17 protein-coding genes and 2 pseudogenes are annotated in these 21,271 nt (G+C 73.3%); 7 read left to right on the top strand and 12 right to left on the bottom strand.

What is annotated here, in order from left to right:
• Positions 1 to 778 precede the first annotated feature (778 nt).
• Positions 779 to 1,549, top strand: coding sequence for a DsbA family oxidoreductase (locus tag AAFN69_RS24820; RefSeq protein WP_347730944.1), 771 nt, complete (start codon positions 779 to 781; stop codon positions 1,547 to 1,549).
• A 97-nt stretch (positions 1,550 to 1,646) separates the two neighbouring features.
• Positions 1,647 to 2,693 carry an aminotransferase class V-fold PLP-dependent enzyme gene (locus AAFN69_RS24815; protein ID WP_347730943.1) on the top strand — a complete coding sequence of 349 codons (1,047 nt, stop codon included), beginning with the start codon at positions 1,647 to 1,649 and terminating at the stop codon, positions 2,691 to 2,693.
• A 27-nt stretch (positions 2,694 to 2,720) separates the two neighbouring features.
• Here the strand turns inward: AAFN69_RS24815 and AAFN69_RS24810 are convergent, their stop codons facing one another.
• The gene (locus AAFN69_RS24810) at positions 2,721 to 3,251 is read right to left on the bottom strand and encodes a MarR family winged helix-turn-helix transcriptional regulator (protein ID WP_347730942.1); all 531 of its coding nucleotides are present in this window, start codon (positions 3,249 to 3,251) and stop codon (positions 2,721 to 2,723) included.
• A gap of 149 nt (positions 3,252 to 3,400) precedes the next feature.
• On the opposite strand from AAFN69_RS24810, the gene AAFN69_RS24805 reads away from it, so the two are divergent.
• Positions 3,401 to 4,492, top strand: coding sequence for an alkene reductase (locus AAFN69_RS24805; RefSeq protein WP_347730941.1), 1,092 nt, complete (start codon positions 3,401 to 3,403; stop codon positions 4,490 to 4,492).
• Positions 4,493 to 4,627: 135 nt separating this feature from the next.
• On the opposite strand, the gene thpD is transcribed toward AAFN69_RS24805, so the two are convergent.
• The 5 genes and pseudogenes from thpD to AAFN69_RS24780 form a co-directional block, all read right to left on the bottom strand.
• Positions 4,628 to 5,530, bottom strand: coding sequence for an ectoine hydroxylase (gene thpD, locus AAFN69_RS24800; RefSeq protein WP_347730940.1), 903 nt, complete (start codon positions 5,528 to 5,530; stop codon positions 4,628 to 4,630).
• 3 nt (positions 5,531 to 5,533) lie between these two features.
• Positions 5,534 to 5,932, bottom strand: coding sequence for an ectoine synthase (locus AAFN69_RS24795; RefSeq protein ID WP_347730939.1), 399 nt, complete (start codon positions 5,930 to 5,932; stop codon positions 5,534 to 5,536).
• A 110-nt stretch (positions 5,933 to 6,042) separates the two neighbouring features.
• Positions 6,043 to 7,320: a diaminobutyrate--2-oxoglutarate transaminase gene (ectB, locus tag AAFN69_RS24790; protein ID WP_347730938.1), complete on the bottom strand. Its 1,278-nt coding sequence runs from the start codon at positions 7,318 to 7,320 to the stop codon at positions 6,043 to 6,045.
• A gap of 267 nt (positions 7,321 to 7,587) precedes the next feature.
• Positions 7,588 to 8,079, bottom strand: a pseudogene (gene ectA / locus AAFN69_RS24785) (diaminobutyrate acetyltransferase); the annotation flags it as partial.
• 326 nt (positions 8,080 to 8,405) lie between these two features.
• Positions 8,406 to 9,506: an aminotransferase class V-fold PLP-dependent enzyme gene (locus AAFN69_RS24780; RefSeq protein WP_347730937.1), complete on the bottom strand. Its 1,101-nt coding sequence runs from the start codon at positions 9,504 to 9,506 to the stop codon at positions 8,406 to 8,408.
• A gap of 188 nt (positions 9,507 to 9,694) precedes the next feature.
• On the opposite strand from AAFN69_RS24780, the gene AAFN69_RS24775 reads away from it, so the two are divergent.
• A complete protein-coding gene (locus AAFN69_RS24775) occupies positions 9,695 to 10,786 on the top strand; it encodes an amidohydrolase family protein (RefSeq protein WP_347730936.1) in 1,092 nt (363 codons plus the stop codon).
• A gap of 17 nt (positions 10,787 to 10,803) precedes the next feature.
• On the opposite strand, the gene AAFN69_RS24770 is transcribed toward AAFN69_RS24775, so the two are convergent.
• The gene (locus AAFN69_RS24770) at positions 10,804 to 11,487 is read right to left on the bottom strand and encodes a TetR/AcrR family transcriptional regulator (RefSeq protein WP_347730935.1); all 684 of its coding nucleotides are present in this window, start codon (positions 11,485 to 11,487) and stop codon (positions 10,804 to 10,806) included.
• Positions 11,488 to 11,580: 93 nt separating this feature from the next.
• Between AAFN69_RS24770 and AAFN69_RS24765 the strand changes: the two genes are divergently transcribed.
• Positions 11,581 to 12,297, top strand: a complete 717-nt coding sequence (locus tag AAFN69_RS24765) for an NAD(P)H-binding protein (RefSeq protein WP_347730934.1) — start codon at positions 11,581 to 11,583, stop codon at positions 12,295 to 12,297.
• A 259-nt stretch (positions 12,298 to 12,556) separates the two neighbouring features.
• Positions 12,557 to 13,483: an SCO1860 family LAETG-anchored protein gene (locus tag AAFN69_RS24760; protein WP_347730933.1), complete on the top strand. Its 927-nt coding sequence runs from the start codon at positions 12,557 to 12,559 to the stop codon at positions 13,481 to 13,483.
• Positions 13,484 to 13,655: 172 nt separating this feature from the next.
• Here AAFN69_RS24760 and cobC read toward each other — a convergent pair whose 3' ends face one another.
• Positions 13,656 to 14,747 (bottom strand): Rv2231c family pyridoxal phosphate-dependent protein CobC, encoded by a 1,092-nt coding sequence (cobC, locus tag AAFN69_RS24755; RefSeq protein ID WP_347730932.1) that lies wholly within the window; start codon positions 14,745 to 14,747, stop codon positions 13,656 to 13,658.
• Between the two features lie 1,008 nt (positions 14,748 to 15,755).
• Positions 15,756 to 16,190, bottom strand: a pseudogene (locus AAFN69_RS24750) (cobalamin biosynthesis protein); the annotation flags it as partial.
• Between the two features lie 126 nt (positions 16,191 to 16,316).
• On the opposite strand from AAFN69_RS24750, the gene AAFN69_RS24745 reads away from it, so the two are divergent.
• Entirely contained in the window at positions 16,317 to 17,192 is an 876-nt protein-coding gene (locus AAFN69_RS24745) for a ZIP family metal transporter (RefSeq protein ID WP_347730931.1), read from the top strand.
• Positions 17,193 to 17,231: 39 nt separating this feature from the next.
• On the opposite strand, the gene AAFN69_RS24740 is transcribed toward AAFN69_RS24745, so the two are convergent.
• From AAFN69_RS24740 to AAFN69_RS24730, 3 genes are read right to left on the bottom strand one after another with little or no spacing between them, the layout of a single operon-like run.
• A complete protein-coding gene (locus AAFN69_RS24740) occupies positions 17,232 to 18,596 on the bottom strand; it encodes a cobyrinate a,c-diamide synthase (RefSeq protein ID WP_347730930.1) in 1,365 nt (454 codons plus the stop codon).
• Positions 18,590 to 19,189, bottom strand: a complete 600-nt coding sequence (gene cobO / locus AAFN69_RS24735) for a cob(I)yrinic acid a,c-diamide adenosyltransferase (protein ID WP_347730929.1) — start codon at positions 19,187 to 19,189, stop codon at positions 18,590 to 18,592. Before cobO ends, AAFN69_RS24740 begins: the two co-directional genes overlap by 7 nt.
• Complete coding sequence (locus tag AAFN69_RS24730; protein WP_347730928.1) at positions 19,189 to 21,249, bottom strand: putative cobaltochelatase; 2,061 nt, start codon at positions 21,247 to 21,249, stop codon at positions 19,189 to 19,191. The genes cobO and AAFN69_RS24730 overlap by 1 nt, the downstream gene beginning before the upstream one ends.
• Between the last annotated feature and the right edge of the window lie 22 nt (positions 21,250 to 21,271).

The raw sequence follows: 21,271 nt of genomic DNA, 5'->3' as shown, positions 1-21,271 counted from the left end.
CCGCCCGGGCGGGCGCGGGAGGAGCGTCACGGGTGTCCCGCGCACGGGAGCCGGGCGGCCGGGAGCCGGGCGTCCGGCGAACGGCGCGGGCGAGGGGAAGAGGGCGGGGGCGGGGGAGGGGGAGGCCATGCGCCCCACCCTCCCCGGCCCGCACCCCGCGCGGCATCCCGCCCGGTGACGATCTCCCTCCGCCGCGCGGCGGAGTGAGCGTCCGCCGAGGGGTGACCCACAGTCGCCGGGTCGTCGGCGCCGGCCGGTCCCGCGCGGCGAAGAGCGCGTCCTTGGTCAGCTGTTACTTGTTCATCAGCGGGAACGCGGTTCACCGTAGTGAACAACTCCCCGTGGGAGGACGTGTGCCGGGCGATCGGGAAGACGGCCGTGCCGGCGCCGGCACCACGGGACGGCGCACCCGGACCCGCCCCGGGCCGACCGGATGAACGCCCCCGCCGAACTCCCCGAAGCCCCCACCCGCCGGGTGCACCGGAGGGTCACGTCCCGCTGATCGCCCGGGTCGCCGCCAGTCTTCGACGCCCGAGCGCTCCCTCCGCGCGCCGGCCGGCCGGAGGGACCGTGCGACGGATCCTGAACCGGACCGGATCCTGAACGGGACAATGACCGGACCGGGCACGGACCGGACCGGACCGGGCACGGACAGAGCCGGGCCCGGCCCTGACGGGGCGAACCGCCGATTGCCGGAGGAATCAGGCGGGCCCCCCGCGCGTTGACTCCACCGCGGGGCCCGCCCGCGGATTCGTACGGACCCTGGAGAGACTGAACCATGCGTGTCGAGATCTGGAGCGATATCGCCTGCCCCTGGTGCTACATCGGGAAGGCCCGCTTCGAGAAGGGGCTCGCGGCATTCGCCCACCGCGACCGGGTCGAGGTGGTCCACCGCTCCTTCGAGCTCGACCCCGGCCGGGCCAGGGACGACGTCGGAGCCGTTGTCGACATGCTCGCGAAGAAGTACGGCCGCACCCCGGAGGAGGCCCGGGCCATGGAGGAGCACGTGGCCGGCAACGCCCGCTCCGAGGGGCTGGAGTACCGCACCGAGGGCCGGGACCACGGAAACACCTTCGACATCCACCGGCTGCTCCACCTCGCCCGCGACCGGGGCCGCCAGAATGAGCTGCTCGATCTCGCCTACCGGGCGAATTTCGCCGAGGACCGCTCGGTCTACGACCCCGAGGTGCTGATCGGGCTCGCCGTCGAGGCGGGTCTCGACGGCGCCGAGGCGCGTGCCGTGCTCGCCGACGAGAGCGCCTACGCGGAGGCGGTGCGCGCCGACGAGCGCGAGGCGGCCGAGCTCGGCGCGAGCGGTGTCCCCTTCTTCGTCTTCGACCGGCGGTACGGACTCTCCGGCGGCCAGCCGGCCGAGCTCTTCACCCAGGCCCTGGACCAGGCGTGGCGGGACCGCGCGCCCGCTCCCCTCACCCCTGCGGGCGATACCGCTCCGGCCGGCGATACCGCTCCGGCCGGCGGCGCCACCCCTGCGGGCGCCGCCGCTCCCGTCTGTGACACCGACGGCTCGTGCGAGGTCCCGGGGCGCTGAACCGCACCCGCTCCGGCGCGCGGGTCGAGCGGCGCTGAGGGGTTCCCTTCACCGATGCGCGATTGACCATCCGGCGGAGCGGCACCAGGGTTGATCCATGGAGACCCTGGGTGGCAGTGAGTTCGCGCCGGACACGACGTATCTGAACACGGCCATGTGCGGGCTGCTGCCCGCCCGCGCCGTCACCGTGATGAACACCCTGCTCGCCGAGCTCGCCGCCGGGCGGCCCGGCGGCTCGGGCGAGTTCACCGTCCTGGAGGCGGTGCGCGAGTCCTTCGCGCGGATCGCCGGAGTGGGCCCGGAGCGGGTCGCCGTCGGCGGCTCGGTCTCCGTCCATGCCGGACTGATCGCGAACTCCCTGCCGCCGGGCGCCGAGGTGCTCTTCCCGGAGGGTGAGTACTCCTCGGTCGTCACCCCCTTCGCCGTCCGGGGCGATCTGCGGCTCCGGTACGCGCCGCTGGAGGATCTGGCCGGCGCGATCCGCCCGGGCACCGCGCTGGTCGCCTTCTCGATGGTGCAGTCGGCCGACGGCAGGATCGCCGACCGGGCCGCGATCCGGGCCGCCGCGGCGGCGCACGGCACCCGTACGCTCGTCGACGCCAGCCAGTCGGCGGGATGGCTGCCGCTGGACGCGGGGGAGTGGGACTTCACCGTGACCGCCGGATTCAAGTTTCTGCTCTGCGCGCGCGGCGTCTCCTTCCTCACGGTCGGCGAGGAGGCCGGGGAGACGGTGACCCCGATCCATGCCGGGCCCTTCGCCGCCGCGGATCTGTGGGGGCAGCCCTACGGCCCGGTGCCGGAACTCGCCGGTACCGCCCGCCGCTTCGACGAGGCCCCGGCGTTTCTCGTGTACCACGGGGCACAGGCGTCGCTGGCGCTGCTGGAGGAGATCGGTATCGGCGCGGTGCACGCCCATGCCACCGCACTCGCCCGCGATCTGCGGGACGGCGTGGAGGCACTCGGACACCGCGCGGTCCCCGGTGAGTCCGCGATCGTCGCCCTGCCGGGGCTGGGCGGGCGGGCCGCCGCGCTGTCCGGAGCGGGAATCGTCGTGTCGGAGCGCGGCGGGAATCTGCGGCTGGCCTTCCACCTCCACAACTCGGCGGCGGATGTCGCCAGGGTGCTGGAGGTACTGAGCGTCTGAGCGTGCGACCGCCTCCGGCCCGCCGGGTCAGCAGACCACCGGGCCGGAGTCCTCGCCCCCGGAGCACGACCACTGCTGCTGCGCGCAGAGGTTCGCCTCCATCACACCCAGCAGCCGGGTCAGCTCCCTGCGCTCGCCCTCGTCCAGCCCCGCCAGGGTCCGCTGCTCCAGCGCCGACCAGGCGTCCTCCACCGCCGAGAGCAGTGCCCGGCTCTCCTCCGTGGCCTCGACCAGCACCGCGCGGCGGTCCGCCGGGTCCGGACAGCGGCGCACATGCCCGGCCTGCTCCAGCCGCTGGAGCATCTTCGTCACCGTGGACGGGTCCAGCTCCAGCGCCCTGATCAGCTCGGACTGGCGTACCGGCCCCGCCTCCCACAGATGTGTCATCAGGAATTCCTGCCCCGGGTAGAGACCCAGCCCCTTGAGCACCCTGGCCGCCGACATCCGGTGCATCCGGGCCACCCGGGAGACGGCATGGCCGACCGGTCCGCTCAGCGAGCAGCTGGGGAGCGGCTCCTCGGTACAGGCCGGGTCGGCGGCGGTGGCCTCGGATGTCATGGGGGTCTCCTTGCTGGGGGACTGTCCGTGACCAGTCTCCCCGAACCGCGGTCACTCTCCAAAGATTTTACCTTGGCCGACCAAGTAATGCATTAGAGTTGCCCCCGGCAGAGATACTTGGCCGACCATATAATTTCTTTGGAGCCCCTGTGACCAGTGCTTTCGACCCCATCGAGCTGTCCGCCGGGCAGCGGCTCGCCAACCGGGTCGCCATGGCCCCGATGACCCGCAGCCGCGCCTTCGGCCCCGGTCTCACCCCCACGGAATCGGTGGTGGAGTACTACGCGCAGCGTGCCGGCGCGGGCCTGATCATCACCGAGGGGATCCAGCCCTCCGTCACCGGCCAGGGCTACCCCGACACCCCCGGTCTGCACAGCGAGGAACAGGTCGCCGCCTGGCGCGCGGTCACCGACGCCGTCCACGCGGCGGGCGGAAAGATCTTCGCCCAGCTGATGCACTCCGGCCGCATCGGCCACCCCGTGCTCTTCCCGGACGGCCGCTCCAGCGTCGCCCCCTCGGCCGTGGCCGCCGCCGGACAGCTCTTCACCCATGAGGGCCCGAAGGACTTCCCGGTTCCGCGCGAGCTGACCGCCGAGGAGATCCCGGGCGTCGTCGAGGAGTTCGCGCACAGCGCCCGCAACGCCGTGGCCGCCGGATTCGACGGCGTCGAGGTGCACGGCGCCAACGGCTATCTCGTGCAGCAGTTCCTGGCCTCCAACACCAATCTCCGCACCGACGAGTGGGGCGGCTCCGTCGCGGGCCGCGTCCGCTTCGCCGTCGAGGTGGTGAAGGCGGTCGCCGCGGCGATCGGACCGGACCGCACCGGAATCCGGATCTCGCCCGCCAACACCTACAACGACATCGCCGAGACCGACCCGCACGAGGTCTACCCGGCGCTGGTCGCGGAGCTGGAGCCGCTGGGCATCGCCTATCTGCACATCTCCGAGAACCACCCCGACAGCCGTGAGGTGACCATCGCCCTGCGCGAGCGGTTCAGCGGTACGGTCATCCTCAACCCGCTGAGCGAGACGCCGACCGACCACACCGCACTGCCGCTGATCGAGGACGGCATCGCGGACATCCTCTCCTTCGGCGGGCTCTTCCTCGCCAACCCCGACCTTCCGGAGCGGCTGCGGACGGCCGGCCCGTACAACACCCCCGACCCGGCCTCCTTCTTCGGCGGCGGGGACAAGGGATACACGGACTATCCGGCGCTCAGCCCGGCCGGCGCCGTCTCCTGACACCCGGCCGCCCCGCGCGCTCACCGGGACCGGTGCACCCGTACCCCCGGAAAGCGCTGTACCGGCCCGGCGGCCCTGGAACGGCCGGGCCGGTACAGCGCGACGCCGGAGCCGGAGCCCGCGCGGTGGCGCTGGTCAGCGCACCGGGGTGAAGTCCCGCGCGCCGATGAACTCCGGCCGCCGCACCGGCGCCGCGAACGGCTCCACCGCCGCGTTCTCCACACTGTTGAAGACGATGAAGACATTGCTGCGCGCGTACGGGGTGATGTTGTCGCCCGAGCCGTGCATGCAGTTGCAGTCGAACCAGGTCGCCGACCCCGCCCGGCCGGTGAAGAGCCGGATGCCGTGCTCATCGGCGAAGGTGCTCAGCGCCGCGTTCGACGGGGTGCCCGCGTCCTGCATCTGCAAGGACTTCTTGTAGTTGTCCGCCGGGGTCTCGCCCGCGCACCCCAGGAACGACCGGTGCGAACCCGGCATGATCATCAGACCGCCGTTGGTCTCCCGGTTCTCCGTCAGGGCGATGGAGACCGAGACGGTCCGCATGTTCGGCAGCCCGTCCTCCGCATGCCAGGTCTCGAAGTCGGAGTGCCAGTAGAAGCCCGAGGCGCCGAAGCCCGGCTTCACATTGATACGGGACTGGTGGACATAGACATCCGAGCCGAGGATCTGCCGGGCCCGGCCCACCAGCCGCTCATCGCGCACCAGCGCCGCGAAGACCGGGCTCAGCCGGTGCACCTCGAAGACCGAACGCACCTCCCCCGAGGCGGGTTCCACGATCGACCGCTCATCGGCGCGCACCCGGGGGTCGGCGATCAGCCGCTCCATCTCCGCCCGGTGGAGCGCGACCTCGTCATCCGTGATCATCTCCTCCACGGTCGCGAAGCCGTCCCGCTCGAAACCGAGCAGATCGGTCCGGGTGAACGGGCCCGGCGCACCCGGCGCCGACCAGACGACCGGATCCCGGCGCGGCGTCACCACCTCCTCCGCGCCGCGCGTCGGATAGAGATCGGTGTTCCTGCGTGCGGTGGTGGTGGTCATGATTCAGCCCTCCTCGGTGAGCAGCGGATAGACACCGTTCTCGTCGTGGTCCTCCCGCCCGGTGACCGGCGGATTGAAGACACAGACACAGCGGAAGTCCGTCTTGGGGCGGAGCGTGTGCCGTTCGTGGCCGTCCAGCAGATACGTCGTGCCCGGTGTGATCCAGTGCGTCTCACCGGTCTCGTCATTGGTGAGTTCGGCCTCGCCCTCCACGCAGAGGACGGCCTCGACATGGTTCGCGTACCACATCGACGTCTCCGTGCCCGCGTAGAGCACGGTCTCGTGAAGCGAGAAACCGGCCTTCTCCCTGGCGAGCACGATGCGCTTGCTCTCCCAGGTGCCGGAGGCGGACCTCACATGGCGCTCGGTGTTCTCGATGTCCTTCAAGGAACGGACGATCACGGTGAATTGCTCCCTTTCTCTCTTCTCCGAGCCGGTTCGGCCTTGACGCGCGGGGGTGTACGGGGCCGTCCGCCCGCGCCGCGCACCGCCCGGCGGCGTGGCGTGCCCTCTCAGGCGGACGCGCCCGTCTCCCGTACCGCGCGGGCGAGGACACTCAGCCCCTCGTCCAGCTCCTCGGGGGTGACGGTGAGCGCCGGCAGCAGCTTGACCACCTCGCTCTGCGGCCCCGAGGTCTCCAGCAGCAGCCCCAGCTCGAACGCCCGCGCGCAGATCCGGGACGCCCGGGAGGTGTCGGTGAACTCCAGCCCCCACACCAGTCCGCGCCCCCGGAAGTCCACCCCGGGGTCCCCGCTCTCGGCCGCGATGGCCGCCAGGGCCCGCTCCACCTGTTCACCGCGGGCGAGGGTCTGCTTCTCCATCTGGCCGTCGGCCCAGTAGGTGTCCAGCGCCGCCGCCGCGGTCACGAACGCGGGGTTGTTGCCGCGGAAGGTTCCGTTGTGCTCGCCCGGCTCCCAGATGTCCAGCTCCGGCTTGAACAGGCAGAGCGACATCGGCAGTCCGTAGCCGCTGATCGACTTCGACAGGGTGACGATGTCCGGCGTGATGCCCGCCTCCTCGAAGGAGAAGAAGCCGCCGGTACGGCCGCAGCCCATCTGGATGTCGTCGACGATCAGCAGCATGTCCTGGCGCTCGCAGAGCGCCTGGAGGGCGCGCAGCCACTCGGCGCGCGCGACATTGATCCCGCCCTCGCCCTGCACGGTCTCCACGATGACCGCGGCGGGCTTGTTCAGACCGGACCCCTGGTCCTCCAGCAGCCGCTCGAACCAGATGAAGTCGGGGACCGTGCCGTCGAAGTAGTTGTCGAACGGCATCGGGGTCCCGTGCACCAGCGGGATGCCCGCCCCGGCGCGCTTGAAGGCGTTGCCGGTGACGGCGAGCGACCCCAGCGACATACCGTGGAAGGCGTTGGTGAAGGAGACCACCGACTCGCGGCCCTTCACCTTGCGGGCCAGCTTCAGCGCCGACTCGACGGCGTTGGTGCCCGTCGGGCCCGGGAACATCACCTTGTACGGGAGATCCCTCGGCCGCAGCACGATGTTCTGGAACGACTCCAGGAACGCCCGTTTCGCCGCCGTGGCCATGTCGAGGCCGTGGGTGATGCCGTCGCGCTCGATGTAGTCGATCAGCGCCCGTTTCAGCACCGGGTTGTTGTGGCCGTAGTTGAGTGAGCCGGCGCCGGCGAAGAAGTCCAGATAGCCGTGGCCGTCCTCGTCGTACAGCCGGCTGCCCTGGGCCCGGTCGAAGACCGCGGGCCAGCCGCGGCAGTAGCTGCGCACCTCGGATTCCAGGGTCTCGAAGACGCTCAGGGCGGGAGGGGCGATGGTCATGGTGATCTCCTGACGGGGGAGGAAGTCCGGGGTGGGGGTGCGGGCGGGAGGTGCCCGTGTGTGCCGGGGCGGCGCCTACGCGACGGCGGCGGGGAGGGGCGAGAGCGGGCCGATCCGGTAGAGGATCTCGGGCTGGTGCGGCTCCGCCGCCTCTCCTCCGGCGGCCGGGGCGGTCCGCGAGCCGACGCCGGTCTCCGGGCCGGTGCCCGTGGCCGTGTCCACGCCGGTCTCCCCGTTCTCGGCGGGGGCTGTCTCCACGGCGGGGTCCGTCTCCGGGGGGAAGAGCCCCGCGTCGAAGAGCACCTCGCGTTCCAGCCGGGCGCCGTGCCGCCGCGCGTAGGCGGTGAAGAGCCGGTCGGACGCGGTGTTGTCCGGCGTGACGGTCGTCTCCACCTCGCGCACCGCGAGACCGTGGGTGACCCGTGCGGTCAGCGCGTCGAGAAGAACCCCCGCGAGCCCCTGTCCGCGGTGGGCGGCGTCCACCGCGATCTGCCAGACGACCAGAGTGCCGGGCCGGCCGGGCCGGGTGTAGCCGGTGACGAAGGCGATCGGCGCGCCCTCCGGGTCACGTGCGACCAGTGAGGTGGCGGCGAAGTCGCGGCACCACAGCAGATAGCTGTACGAGGAGTTGAGGTCCAGGACCCCGGAGTCGCGGGCAATGCGCCAGATCGCGGCCCCGTCCTCCACTCGCGGGCTGTCGACGGTGATGAATTCGCTTGGGCGGTTGGCTCGTACAAGGTCTTCTTGTGCGGCGGTCATGCAGAAGTAATTTACCGAGCAAATCCCGAAAATGCATGGTCGGCAGGGGTTGGGTGAATGACGCTTCCGTGTTATCGCGCGGGCGTGAGTGCGGCCATGAGGGCCAAGTGATTTGCACACCTTTGTGCCGTATATATGCGACTAAACGGGCGCGATGTGGAGTCGATCACATAGTCGTGAACCGGTCCGGACTCTTATCGGATCCTTGGCGTTTAGGGCGCCGGAACCGGGGCAGAAGAAATGCGGGAAGCGACTGGAAATAAGCCCGCTTCCCGCATTCTTGAATATATTCCGCGTCAATTGCGGTTCATAGGTGAAAGCGCTGCCTATGCCCACACATCGCTGATCGCACGGCCCGCCGCCTCCAGATCGACCCGGGCGCCCGTCTCCGTCAGCGCCGAGCCCAGCGCGGCCAGCGAGGAGCGCACCGCGCCGCGCGTGGCGTCCACGCCGTAGTGATTGACCCGGATCATCTCCTGGGAGAGCGCCCCGCCGCCCGCGATCAGCGGCAGCGAGGGATCCGCCGCGAGCGCCCGCGCGACCAGCCCGGAGGCGTCCACACCGGCCGGGGTGCGGAGGGTGGTCGCCACCGGAGCCGCGTCCCGGGCGTCGAGCACATACGGCCGGAGACCGCCGCCGAGCGCCACCGCGCCCGCACGCGTCGCGGCGGCGGCCGAGGCGTGGCGGCCCGTCACCGCGTCCAGGCCCTCGGACTCGATCCGCTCCACACACGCCTGGAGCGCCAGCATCTCCAGCTGCGCGGGCGCGTGGAGCAGCGCCTTGCGCCCGCCGTCGATCCAGCGCTCCTTCCAGTCCAGCAGGGAGAGGTACGAGCGGCGCGGCGCGGCCGGGTTCGCCGCGAACCGCTCCCAGGCGCGCGCGCTCACCGAGACGGCCGACACACCCGCGGGCCCGCCCATCGCCTTCTGCGCCCCGATCACACAGAGATCGACCCCCCAGGCGTCCGGCAGCAGCGGCTCGGCCGCGACCGAGGCCACCGCGTCCAGCATGAAGAGCGCCCCGTGCCGGCGCACGACCTCGCCGATCTCCGCGACCGGGTTGGTGTTGCCGGTCGCCGCCTCCGCGTGCACCAGCGAGACGAAGTCGATCTCCGGGTGCGCGGCCAGCGCCCGCTCCACCTGCTCCGCGGTCACCGCCGTGTGGAACGGCACCTCCAGGTCGACGACCGAGGCGCCGCAGTCGCGCAGCCAGTTGCCGAAGGTCTGCCCGTACGGACCGGTCACCACATTCAGCGCGGTCGATCCGGGCCGGGCCCCGGCCCGGATGCAGCCCTCCAGCGGGAGCAGCGCCTCGCCTTGGGTGATCACCACGTCCTGCTCGGTGTCGAGCAGCGCGGCGACCCGCCGTTCGATGTCCGCGAAGTGCGCGGCGGTCAGCGGGGGCAGGTCCAGAAGGGGATGTGTCACTGCGGTGCCTTCTTCGGAATGGGTGTCCCGACCGGGCTTGTCCGGTCTCTCGGTCGAGGGTACCCAGGCACCCGCGGAGCCCTCCTCGCGCGGTCCGGCGCGGTACGGTGCCGCCGCACGCCACCCCGTACGCACGGGCCGGGGCCGCGCCCGCCGGGCCCGCCCGCCCCTTTTCGTACAGTGCCGCCATGACGAATCATGTGGTGCTGCATGTGAAAGGGCGGGTGCTCGCCGGCCCGGAGGACGTGCGGGACGAACTCTGGGCCGTCGGCGGCCGGATCACCTATCGGCGGCCCCCCGGCTCCCCGGAGACGGTCACGGTGTCCGGGTGGGCGCTGCCCGGACTGGTCGACGCCCACTGTCATGTGGGGCTCGACCGCCACGGCCCGGTGGACGCCGCGACCAGCGAGGAGCAGGCGCTCACCGACCGGGCGGCCGGGGCCCTGCTGCTCAGGGACGCCGGGTCGCCATCCGACACCCGGTGGATCGACGACCGCGAGGATCTGCCGAAGATCATCCGGGCGGGCCGGCACATCGCCCGCACCCGCCGCTACATCCGCAACTACGCCCATGAGATCGAGCCGGACGATCTGGTCGCGTATGTCGCCCGGGAGGCCCGCCGGGGGGACGGCTGGGTCAAGCTCGTCGGCGACTGGATCGACCGCGAGGCCGGGGATCTCGCCGCCTGCTGGCCCCGGGGCGCGGTGGAGGCGGCGATCGCCGAGGCGCACCGGCTGGGGGCCCGGGTGACCGCGCACTGTTTCGCCGAGGATTCGCTCCGGGATCTGGCCGAGGCCGGCATCGACTGTGTCGAACACGCCACCGGACTCACCGAGGAGACCATCCCGCTCTTCGCGGAGCGCGGTATCGCCATTGTCCCGACCCTGGTCAACATCGCCGGCTTCCCCTCGATGGCGGCCGGCGGCGAGGCCAAGTTCCCCGCCTGGTCGGCCCATATGCGGCGGCTGCACGAGCGCCGATACGACACCATCGGTGCCGCGTACGATGCGGGCATCCCGGTCTTCGTCGGCACCGACGCGGGCGGATCGCTGGCCCATGGCCTGGTCGCTGCGGAGGTCGCCGAGCTGGTCAAGGCCGGGATCCCGCCGCTGGAGGCGCTGTCGGCGACCTCCTGGGGAGCGCGTGCCTGGCTGGGCCGCCCCGCCCTGGACGAGGGGGCGCCGGCGGATCTGGTGGTGTACGACGCCGACCCCCGGGCCGATGTCCGGGTGCTGGCCGCCCCGCGCCGGGTGATCCTCAACGGGCGGGTGGTGCGCTGACCTTCGGGCCGGCACCCTCACACACCGGCGGCCTCGTCCGGGTGCAGGGCCCCGAGGATGAGGCCGAGGCCGAAGGCGAACTCGTCGCCGTAGTCGTAACCGGGCTTCAGCGCGTGCTCGGTGGCGAGTTCGGTGAGGTGGGGGTAGGTGTCGGCGGGCATCTCCCGCACGATGGCGCCCGCGACCTCGGCCAGATCCTCCGAGCCGCTGAACGGCAGGCTCACCTCCTGGATCACGAAGCCGTACAGATAGCTGTCGATCAGCGAGAAGGCGTGCGCGGTCATCGCGACCGAGAACCCTCCGGCGCGCAGTGCCCCGATGACGGCGTCGTGGTGGCGCAGGGTCGCCGGGCCGGGTCGGGTGCGGGAGTCCATCAGCCCGACGGCCCACGGATGGCGCCGCAGCACGGCGCGGGCGGAGACCGCCCGCCGGCGCATGGCGCTCCGCCAGTCCGTGCCGGGCGGCGGCAGCTCGATCTCGCCGAACACCGCGTCCACCATGCCGTCGAGGATGTCCTCCCGGCTCGCGACGTGGTGGTAGAGCGACATCGCCTGGACGCCCAGCGGTTCGGCGATGGCGCGCATGGTGAGCGCGGCCGTGCCCTTCTCGTCCGCCACCGCCATCGCGGTGCGGATCACGCCCTCACGGCTGAGCGGTGCGCGCGCCGATGCCCCGCGCCGGTTCCTGTTCCCCTCCGGCATCCGGTCCTCCTCCGCACCCCTGTTGACTGCCTTACGGCATAAGGTTACCTTGCCTTACAGCATAAGGTGACATTCCGGCGAAGGGGCCGCGCCATGGGTACGGAACGCATCAAGAGGGTCTGTGTCGTCGGGGCCTCGGGGAAGCTCGGGCAGTACATGGTCCGGCACGCGCTGGAGCGCGGCTATGAGGTGGTCGGTGTGTGCCGGGAGCGCAGTGTGCCGAAGCTGGCCGGTTTCGACGGCCGGATCACCGTCGTCCCGGGACCCACCGACGACCCGGAGGTGATCCGGCGCGCGGTGGAGGGATGCGACGGGGTGCTCACGGTGCTCGCGCCCTGGGGTGTGCGGCAGTACTCCTCCGGTACGGCGCAGGCGGTGCTCGACCACGCGCGGCCGGGTGCGCGCCTGGTCTTCTCCTGCGGCTGGCACATCACCCGCGACGGCGCGGACCGGTACTCGCGGATGTTCAGGGCGGGCGTCCGGATCGCGGCCGTGCTCGGCAGGCTCGTCCGCGCCGTGGAGATCGACGACCAGGTGGAGGCATGCCGGCGGGTGTTCGCCAGTGACACCCGGTGGACCGTGGTGCGCGGCAGCAGCCTGGAGGAGGGCGAGAGCGAGGGCCTGCCCGTGTGGAGCCGGCATGTGGGGGATCCGGTGCTGGCGAGCGATCTGACCCGCCGGGTCGACTTCGCGCTCTTCATGGTGGAGGCGCTGACCGACGACGCGCTCGTCCGGGAGGCGCCCGCGATCGTGGGCTGCCGCACCCCGAGCGCGCTCGCCCACGCCGATGGTGCGCGGGCCCCTCGTTGACCGGCCGTTACCTCGCGCCCGGGTCCTCGTTGAACTGATCCTTCCGCTGCCCGGACGGCGCGTTTCCCGGGCGGTCCGGGAACACGCGTACCCCGGGAATCGAATGCGGTCGCGAAAACCCCCCGTTGGAGTGAACTGACGCCAGGTGTCCGCCGGTTCACTCTCAGTGCGTAAAGATTCCGGTGTCCCGGTCGCCACCGCCCACGGTCCCTGTGGAGCGGGGTGGCGACGCCATGCCTCTTGTGGGGGTTCCACCACCGTGAACAGCAACACCTTCCGTATGCCCGCCCGCCGCTGTGCCGCCGTCACGGCCGCGGTCGCCCTGGCCGCGACGCCCGTCGCGCTGGCCGGACCGGCGCAGGCCGGCCCCGGCGGTGCCCAGGGCGGGGCGAGCGCGGTCGTGCTCCGCACGGGACTCGATGTCTCCCTGCTCGACAAGACCCTCCGGGTCCCGCTCGCCGCCTCCCTCAACGAGGTCCGGGCGCCCGCGAGCGCGTCGCGGACCGCGCTGAGCGTGCGGCTCGACGGAGTCGGCGGGGGCAGGCCGGTACAGATTCTGCGGGCGGACGCCGCCACCTCGAGGGCGACCGCGGACAAGAAGCGGGCCGAGGGCTTCGCCCGGCTCGTACGCGCCCGGGTCCATGTGCCGGGGCTGCCGCTGCTCTCGCTGATCGAGGTCGAGCAGGTCACCTCCAGGGCGAGCTGCCCGGCGGGCCGCAAGCCCGCGGCCGAATCGAATCTGCTCGGCCATGTGAAGGTCCTCGGCAAGACGGTCACGCTCTCCGCCGGCGGGCCGAGCCGGGTCACCGTCCCCGGTGTCGGCGAGGTCTCGCTCGATCTGTCCCGCACCCGCACCACGAGCAGGACGGCCGCGGCGACGGCCCTGGAGCTGAAGGTGTCGGTGAACCCGCTCGCTCTCAATGTCGCTGATGTGAAGGGCACGGTCACCCTGGTCCGGGCGGCCTGCGAGTCGCCCGCGGCGGCGGTGAAGCCGCCGGCCGAGCAGGAACAGGAGCAGAAGCCGCCGGTGAAGCATGAGCCGAAGGGCGAGTCCGTGAACCTCGCGGAGACCGGCGGCAGCTCCACGACGCCTTATGTGGCCGGGGGCGCGGCGGTGCTTCTCGCGGCGGGTGCGGGGGCGCTGCTGCTGACCCGCCGGCGGCGGGGGGCGCGGGGGCGCGGCTGAGCGGGGCGGGTGCGGCGGGAGGCCCGGCGGGGGTCCCGGTGTGCGGGTGTTGCCCCGGGTGCGCGAGCCGTGGGCGGGGCGCCGCCCCGGACCCCGCTCCTCAATCGCCGGAGGGGCTGGACCGGCCCGTCCCGGGGTCCGGTGGTCCGGGCCCGGGACGGTCCGCGCCGGGCTACTCGCCCACCATCGTCAGGGCCTGATCCATCGCCTGGAGGAAACGATTGGTCGTCGCCCTGTCGCGTACCGCGATCCGCAGCCAGCCGGGGCCCAGGCCCGGGAAGGTGTCGCCGCGCCGGACGGCGAAACCGAGTGAGCGCAGCCGCTCCCGGACCTCGGCGCCCCGGCGCACATGGACGAGGACGAAACACGCCTCGGCCGCCGCCACGACCCGTACCTCGTCGAACTCCGCCAGTCCGGCGAGCAGATGGGCCCGTTCCGCCGCGATCGACTGGGCCGCCTGCGCGGCCTCCTTCAGCGCGGCCGGATCGACGCACACCTCGGCCGCGGCGAGCGCGGGCGAGGAGACCGGCCACAGCGGCTGGGCCCGTTCGAGCAGCGCGATCGTCTCGGGGGCGGCCAGGACGTAGCCGATCCGCAGTCCCGCGAGGCCCCAGGTCTTGGTGAGGCTCCGCAGCACCACCAGGCCGGGCACATCCGTCCGGCCGGCCAGGGTCTCCGTCTCGTCCGGGACGCCGTCCATGAACGCCTCGTCCACCACCAGCACCCGGCCGGGGCGGGCCAGAGAGGCGATGTCCGCCGCGGGATGGAGCACCGACGTCGGGTTGGTCGGATTGCCGATCATCACCAGGTCGGCACTCTCGGGCACGGCGGCCGGATCGAGCCGGAAGCCGTTCTCCTCGCGCAGCAGCAGCCGGTGCACCGTGTGGCCGGCGTCCCGCAGGGCCGACTCCGGCTCGGTGAACTGCGGGTGCACGACCAGCGGATGCCGGACCGGCAGCGCGCGGGCCAGCAGGACGAACGCCTCCGCCGCACCCGCGGTCAGCAGCACCCGCCCCAGCGGAAGCCCGTGCCGGGCCGCGACCGCAGCCCGCGCCGACCGCCCGTCCGGGTACGCCGCCAGCGACCCCAGCGAACCGGCGATGTGCTCGCGCAGCCACTCCGGGGGAGTGCCCGCACGGACATTGACCGCCAGATCGGTCAGATTCCCGGGAGCGTCACGCATCTCCGCGTCACCGTGGTGCCGCAGATCATGGGTGTCCCGCGGATCGCGCGGGTCGGACGACTCGTCAGTACGCGTGTACATGGCTGCCGTGGCGGTGGTGGTGGCCGTGTGCCCGGATCCGTCCGTGGAGACCGTCCGGGCCGTCCGGGCGGCGGCGCGCGCACCCGGTCGCCGGCGGCCCCGGGGGGCGATGCCCCGGTTCCCGTACGGAATCGCGGGACGCGGGGGTTCCCGCATCGGCACGGGCGCCCTGGCCGGTGACCGGCGGGGCGGCGGGCTGGGGGGTCACGCGTTCTCCTTGAGGTGGGGTGCTGCGGGCGGGCCGGCGCCGCGACGGCGGGGACATCCGGCGCTGAGGGGGCGCCGGCGGTGGACGGCCGCTCTCGGGACGGACCGCCGCGAGCGCACCGGACCCGGTGAACCCGTCGGTACCGGTACCGGCACGGGGATCCCGGCCGTCGGCGCCGGCTTCCCGGTAGCCGTTCCGGCCGTCGCGGTCTCCGCCGGAAGGGGCGGGGCCGGCGGGTTCCCCCGCCACCGCCCCCCGGTTCCCGGGGCGTTCGCCCCACGGACCCCACGGACCCGCCGGACCCGTGGCGGCACCGCCGGTACCGATGGCGGACCCGCCGTCGACGGTGACGGCGGCCACGACGGCGGATGAGACCACCGACGGCCGAATTATGGCCGAAACTGAACTACGAGAGCGACCCGGCGGCTGCTGCGGCGGCAGCCGGGACGACGGCATCGGGACATGAACGGCCCGGTGGGCGAAGCCGGGTGCGGGCAGGCGCACGCCGGCCCCGCATCCACCCGTATGGGCCCGGCCCGCTTCCGAGGCGTGCTGATTCACGCCCGCCACCGCCTGCCGCGAGGGATCCCCACGTGGCCCGCGCTGGTGCGGGTGGCCGTGCTGCCGACCATCACGACGGTCATCATGTCCACCGCCGCCGGATCCACTCCGGCCATTCCGGGCGGACGGCTTGAACCGTCCGCGCGCGAGCCGGCCCGTACCGGCCCCGCCGCCGCCCCGGCCTCCCGGTCGTCCAGCCCGGTCCCGGGACCCACCGGTACGAGCCATTCCGGGGGAGCCCGGCGCACCACCGCGCAGGTCGCCATCGCCGGCCGGCCCACGGGGCGCGACTTGCGCTTCGGCACCAGCAGTTCACCACCGCCCGCGAGCGCCGCCGCCTCCGCCACCGATGGCGTACCCACCGCGGCCAGCGGCGCGGCGGACGGATGCGGTACGGGGACGGCGGCCAGCCGCTCCGGCGGATGGGTCACCAGGGGCACCCCCAGCCGCCGCGCCGCCGCCACGATCCCCGGCTCCGCCGCCTTCGCGTCGGCGGTCGCCAGCGCGGCGACGCACAGCGGCGAGAGCCCGCCCTCCCGGAGCGCCTCCGCGATCAGCCCCAGCACCTCCTCCGCCGGCACTCCGCGCGACGCGCCCACCCCGATGACGAGCGACGGCGGTCGCAGCACCACCCCGGGCCCGCCCGGTGCGACGACCCGGTCGGTGACCCGCAGCACCGGCCCGCCCTCGGCGGCACAGGGCTCGCGCTCGGCCATGAACAAGTGTCCTCTCGGGGCATTCGGGTGATCGGAGCGGGTTTCGAGGGGAGGAACGACGGCTCAGTCGGCTACCAAGGGCGCATGGCGGTCTTCGTCGCGCTCGGCGCGTTCCTCATGACGCTGTTCGGCGGCTGGACGGCGCAGCGCGTCACCGACCGCCGTCACCTGGTGCTCGGCCTCGCGGGCGGGCTGATGCTCGGCGTGGTCGGCCTCGATCTGCTGCCCGAAGCACTCGCGGCGGCGGGCGACGAGGTGTTCGGCGTACCGCAGGCGCTGCTGCTCTTCGTCGGCGGCTTTCTCACCGCGCACATGGTGGAACGCCTGCTCGCCGCCCGCCTGGCCGCCCACGGCGCGCGCGACACCGCCCCGTCCCGCGGCACGGGCACCTCCGCACCGTCCCGCGGCGCGCGCGACACCGCCCCGTCCCGCGCGGAGCACCCGGATCCGCCGGATCCGCCGGACCAGGCCGGCCGCGCCGGGCCGGCCGCGCCCGGCCGGCCCCTCGGTGTCGACGGGAGAACACCCCAGGTCGGCCTCACCGCCGCGGCGGCGATGGTCGGCCACAGCCTGCTGGACGGCATCGCCATCGGCGCCGCCTTCCAGGTCGGAGAGGCCATGGGCCTGACGGTGGCCCTCGCGGTGATCGCCCATGACTTCGCGGACGGCTTCAACACCTACACCCTCACCAGCGTCTACGGGAACACCCGCCGCAAGGCGATCGCGATGCTCGTCGCCGACGCCTTCGCCCCCGTCGTCGGCGCCGCCTCGACGCTGCTCTTCACCATCCCGCTGGAACTCCTCGGCAGCTACCTCGGCTTCTTCGGCGGCGCGCTGCTCTACCTCGCCGCCGCCGAGATCCTGCCCGAGGCCCACCACACCCACCCCGCCCGCTCCACCCTGCTCTGCACCGCCGCCGGAGTGGGCTTCATCTGGCTGGCCGTCGGCATCGCCGGGTGACCCCCGGCGCCCGCACCCCCACGCGCCGCGCATCCGCGCTCACCGCCGGCACTCCGCCACGAACCGCCGCGCGACCGAGGGCTCCGCCGCCCAGTGCGTGTGCAGATAGCTCGCATGCACACCCCCCTGGACGAATCCCTCGACCCGCCGCACCGGCCTGGACACCCCCCAGGCGGGAGACGGCCCGGCGCCCGGCTCCGTGACGGTCCGGTGGAACTCGTGCCCGCGCAGCCGGGTCCCGGCCACGGCGAGACAGCTGTCCGCGAGGGCCACGGCGTCGCGGTAGCCGAGAGTCAGCCGCTCACCCATCCGCGCGTCGGTGTCCAGGACCCCGCACATGGGCCGCCCGTCCAGCGAACGCGCGAGATAGAGCAGCCCCGCGCACTCCGCCGCGACCGGCGCGCCCGCGCGGGCGAGTTCGGCCACCGTCTTGCGCAGCGACTCGTTGGCGGAGAGCTCCGGTGCGTACATCTCCGGGAATCCGCCGCCTATGACCAGCCCCCGGGTCCCCTCGGGCAGCGCCTCGTCCCGCAGCGGGTCGAAGGCGACGACCTCGGCACCGGCCGCGGCGAGGAGCTCGGCGTGCTCCGCGTAGGAGAAGGTGAACGCGGGCCCGCCGGCGACCGCGACCACCGGCCGCTCCACAACGCCCGCCGGGGGAGCGTCCACGGCACCCACGGCACCCGCGGCGTCCCACGCGGCCGCCCCGATCGCCGGCGCCGAGCGGGCCAGCGCCAGCAGCCCGGCCAGATCACACCCCTGCCGCACCAGCTCCGCCATCGCCCCGACGGACTCCACCGCGTCCGGCCGCCGCTCGGCGACCGGTACGAGCCCCAGATGCCGGGAGGGCGTGGCGACCGAGGCACCGCGCCGCAGCACCCCCAGCACCGGCACCCCCACACTCTCCAGCGCCTCCCGCAGCAGCTCCTCGTGCCACTCGGAGCCCACCTTGTTGAGGATCACGCCCCCGATCCGCACCTCCGGATCCCAGGAGACGAAGCCGTGCACCAGCGCCGCCACCGACCGCGACTGCGAGGAGGCGTCCACCACCAGCACCACCGGCGCCCGCAGCAGCTTGGCGACATGCGCGGTGGAGGCCAGCTCGCCCTGGCGGGCGGCCCCGTCGTAGAGCCCCATCACCCCCTCCACCACGGCCACGTCGCACCCCGCCGCACCATGCGCGAACAGCGGGGCCATCAGCTCCGGACCACAGAGATAGGCGTCCAGATTCCGGCCGGGCCGGCCGGCCGCGAGCGCGTGATAGCCGGGATCGATGTAGTCGGGGCCCACCTTGTGCGGGGAGACGGCGAGACCCGACGCGGCGAAGGCGGCCATCAGGCCCGTCGCCACGGTGGTCTTGCCGCTCCCCGACGACGGTGCGGCGATGACGAGACGTGCTACCACTCGATGCCCCGCTGGCCCTTCTGACCCGTGTCCATCGGGTGCTTGACCTTGGTCATCTCGGTCACCAGATCGGCGAAGTCGAGCAGCTCGGCGGGGGCGTTGCGCCCGGTGATCGCCACATGCTGATTGCCCGGACGGTCCCGCAGCACCGAGATCACCTCGGCGGTGTCCACCCAGCCCCAGTGCAGCGCGTAGGTGAACTCGTCGAGGACATAGAGGCGGTACGCCTCCGCGGCCAGATCCCGCTTGACCTGCTCCCAGCCCTCCCGGGCCGCCTCCTCGTTGCTGAACTGCCGGTCGCGCTGGACCCAGGACCAGCCCTCGCCCATCTTGTGCCACTCCACCCGGCCGCCCTCGCCGGACGCCCCCAGCACCTTCAGCGCGTTCTCCTCGCCGACCTTCCACTTCGCCGACTTCACGAACTGGAACACCCCGACGGGCCAGCCCTGATTCCAGGCCCGCAGCGCCAGCCCGAACGCGGCCGTCGACTTCCCCTTGCCGGTGCCCGTGTGGACGAAGACCAGCGGACGGTTCCGCCGCTGGCGCGTCGTGAGTCCGTCGTCCGGTACGACGGACGGCTGTCCCTGTGGCATTACGCGGCCCTCCTGACCGATTGGGTGGACTGAACGCCCCGTACCAGCCCGGCGATCGCGTCGGACCGCAGCTCGTCGAGGGTGACCGCGGTGCCCCGCAGCTCGGCCGCGAGCGCGCCCGCGAGCCCCAGCCGTACGAGGCCGGACTCGCAGTCCACGACCACCGACGCGGTGCCGTCGGCCGCATGCAGCCGGGCGGCGCGGGACGCCAGCGCGGTGGGCTCGGGCCCGCCCGTCGCCCGGCCGTCGGTCACCACGACCAGCAGCGGACGGCGCGCGGGATCGCGCATGCGCTCCACCCGCAGGACGTCATGGGCCTTGAGCAGCCCGGCCGCCAGCGGGGTGCGCCCGCCGGTGGGCAGCAGATCGAGCCGGGCGGCGGCCGTGTCGACCGAGGAGGTCGGCGGCAGCGCGACCTCCGCCTCCTTGCCGCGGAAGGTCACCAGACCGACCTTGTCCCGGCGCTGATAGGCGTCGAGCAGCAGCGAGAGCACCGCGCCCTTGACCGCCGTCATCCGCTGCCGGGCCGCCATCGACCCCGAGGCGTCCACCACGAAGAGCACCAGATTGGACTCCCGGCCCTCCCGGACCGCCTGCCGCAGATCATCGCGCCGCACCACCAGACCGCGCCCGCCGCGCCCCCGCGCCCGCTGATGGGGGGCGGCGGCATGCACCGTCGCCGCCAGATGGAGCTTGGTGAGAGCCCCCCGGGGACGGCGCGAACCGGTGGTGCGCCCGTGCTCGGCCCGGGCGGGGGACCGGCGGCCCGCCGCGCCCTCCCCGAAGCCGGGGACGCTCAGCATCTTCGTGCGGAACGGCTCGCCCGCCCGGACCGCCCGCTGCTCACCGCCGCCGGCACCGCCCGGCTCGCCGCCCGTGCCGGGCTCCGCCCCGGCGCCGGCACCGTCGTCCCGCGCCCGGCTCTCCCCGGGGCCGTCCTCGGCCGGCTGCCCGCCACCGCCACCGCCGCCGTCACCCGGACCGTCCGGCCCCGCACCGGGGTCCGGGTCCGGATCCGGGTCGTCCTCCCCGAACTCCCGCAGGGTGTCGTCCAGCTTGTCCTCGTCCAGGCCGGGCGCGTCGAAGGGATTGCGCCGCCTCCGGTGCGGCAGGGCCAGCAGCGCCGCCCGCCGCACATCCTCGGGCAGCACCTCCGCCCGCCCCGCCCAGGCGGCCAGCGCCGTCGCCGTGCGCGCCATCACGATGTCGGCACGCATGCCGTCCACCTCGAACGCCGAGCAGGTCGCCGCGATCTGCCGCAGCGCGCCGTCACCGAGCACCACCGAGGGCAGCAGCGCCCGCGCGGCCACGATCCGCGCCCGCAGCGCGTCCTCCTCACCGGCCCAGCGCGCCGCGAAGCCGGCCGGGTCGTCGTCGTACGCCAGCCTCCGCCGGACCACCTCCACCCGCAGCTCGGGATCGCGCGACGCGGCGACCTCCACCGTCAGCCCGAACCGGTCGAGGAGCTGCGGACGGAGCTCGCCCTCCTCCGGATTCATCGTCCCGACCAGCAGGAAACGCGCGGCATGCCGGACCGAGACACCCTCGCGCTCCACATAGGAGGCGCCCATGGCGGCGGCGTCCAGCAGCACGTCCACCAGATGGTCGTGGAGGAGATTCACCTCGTCGACATAGAGGATTCCGCGATGGGCGTCGGCGAGCAGCCCCGGCTCGAACGCCTTCACGCCCTCGGCCAGCGCCCGCTCGATGTCGAGCGCCCCCACCAGCCGGTCCTCGGAGGCTCCGACGGGCAGCTCCACCATCCGCGCGGGCCGCGCGCCCGCGCCCCCCGCCCCGGAGGGTCCGGCCGGCAGCACCTCGTGCGGACCGTCGGGGCAGCCCGGATCGGGAGCCGACGGATCACAGGAGAACCGGCAGCCGGAGACCACCGGCACCTCCGGTATCAGCGCCGCCAGCGCCCGTACGGCGGTCGACTTCGCGGTCCCCTTCTCACCGCGCACCAGGACTCCGCCGACCCGCGGCGAGACCGCGTTCAGCAGCAGCGCCAGCCGCAGATCGTCCTGGCCGACAAGGGCCGTGAACGGATAGGGCGTGCTCATGGATGGATCACTCCTCCGAGAA

Origin of the sequence: Streptomyces sp. CAU 1734 (assembly GCF_039888735.1) — a bacterium.
GTDB lineage: Bacteria > Actinomycetota > Actinomycetes > Streptomycetales > Streptomycetaceae > Streptomyces.
This window is presented reverse-complemented; position numbering and strand designations above follow the sequence as displayed.

Excerpts from the sequence above, each read along its gene's own strand:
- AAFN69_RS24820 (WP_347730944.1), top strand. The coding sequence starts at position 779 with ATGCGTGTCGAGATCTGGAGCGATATCGCCTGCCCCTGGTGCTACATC.
- cobC (WP_347730932.1), bottom strand. The coding sequence starts at position 14,747 with ATGTACACGCGTACTGACGAGTCGTCCGACCCGCGCGATCCGCGGGAC.
- ectB (WP_347730938.1), bottom strand. The coding sequence starts at position 7,320 with ATGACCATCGCCCCTCCCGCCCTGAGCGTCTTCGAGACCCTGGAATCC.
- thpD (WP_347730940.1), bottom strand. The coding sequence starts at position 5,530 with ATGACCACCACCACCGCACGCAGGAACACCGATCTCTATCCGACGCGC.
- AAFN69_RS24810 (WP_347730942.1), bottom strand. The coding sequence starts at position 3,251 with ATGACATCCGAGGCCACCGCCGCCGACCCGGCCTGTACCGAGGAGCCG.
- AAFN69_RS24730 (WP_347730928.1), bottom strand. The coding sequence starts at position 21,249 with ATGAGCACGCCCTATCCGTTCACGGCCCTTGTCGGCCAGGACGATCTG.
- AAFN69_RS24745 (WP_347730931.1), top strand. The coding sequence starts at position 16,317 with ATGGCGGTCTTCGTCGCGCTCGGCGCGTTCCTCATGACGCTGTTCGGC.
- cobO (WP_347730929.1), bottom strand. The coding sequence starts at position 19,189 with ATGCCACAGGGACAGCCGTCCGTCGTACCGGACGACGGACTCACGACG.
- AAFN69_RS24775 (WP_347730936.1), top strand. The coding sequence starts at position 9,695 with ATGACGAATCATGTGGTGCTGCATGTGAAAGGGCGGGTGCTCGCCGGC.
- AAFN69_RS24815 (WP_347730943.1), top strand. The coding sequence starts at position 1,647 with ATGGAGACCCTGGGTGGCAGTGAGTTCGCGCCGGACACGACGTATCTG.
- AAFN69_RS24770 (WP_347730935.1), bottom strand. The coding sequence starts at position 11,487 with ATGCCGGAGGGGAACAGGAACCGGCGCGGGGCATCGGCGCGCGCACCG.
- AAFN69_RS24765 (WP_347730934.1), top strand. The coding sequence starts at position 11,581 with ATGGGTACGGAACGCATCAAGAGGGTCTGTGTCGTCGGGGCCTCGGGG.